Here is an 810-nt window from a genome sequence, read left to right on the forward strand (position 1 = left end):
CGGTTAACCTCGCCACTGAACATAAGTCGCTGACCCATTATACAAAAGGTACGCCGTCACAGAACAAGTCTGCTCCGACTGCTTGTACGCATACGGTTTCAGGATCTATTTCACTCCCCTCACAGGGGTTCTTTTCGCCTTTCCCTCACGGTACTGGTTCACTATCGGTCAGTCAGGAGTATTTAGCCTTGGAGGATGGTCCCCCCATCTTCAGACAGGATATCACGTGTCCCGTCCTACTCGTTTTCACTGAACTCAGGTTTCGGATACGGGGCTATCACCCACTATGGCGGCACTTTCCAGAGCCTTCTCCTACCAGTTGTTCAGCTTAAGGGCTGGTCCCCGTTCGCTCGCCGCTACTTAGGGAATCTCGGTTGATTTCTTTTCCTCAGGGTACTTAGATGTTTCAGTTCCCCTGGTTCGCCTCTTACACCTATGTATTCAGTGCAAGATACCAACCCGAAGGTTGGTGGGTTTCCCCATTCAGAGATGTCCGGATCACAGCTCGTTTGCCAGCTCCCCGAACCTTATCGCAGGCTTCCACGTCTTTCATCGCCTCTGACTGCCAAGGCATCCACCGTATGCGCTTAGTTGCTTGACTATATAACCCCAAGACAACTGACCACGAACCCACACCCTTCACCAGGCAAGCCTGATCGGAGGTAGTTTCGAGACAGCCGACTGAAGTCATACAACAACCACTTCAACGACAACACCGGATAACGCTTGAAATCGTTATCACTTTGAACATCTTCTCTCGGAGATAATGAGAGAAGAATATTCGTGTTCTATCTCGTCCAATTTGTTAAA

General features: G+C 49.9%; 1 rRNA gene. It reads right to left on the reverse strand.

Annotation, left to right across the window (positions count from 1 at the left end):
* Positions 1-601, reverse strand: a 23S ribosomal RNA gene (locus tag CLH61_RS18235); the annotation flags it as partial.
* Positions 602-810 lie beyond the last annotated feature (209 nt).

The sequence above is a fragment of the Marinobacter profundi genome (genome assembly GCF_002744715.1).
Lineage (GTDB): Bacteria > Pseudomonadota > Gammaproteobacteria > Pseudomonadales > Oleiphilaceae > Marinobacter > Marinobacter profundi.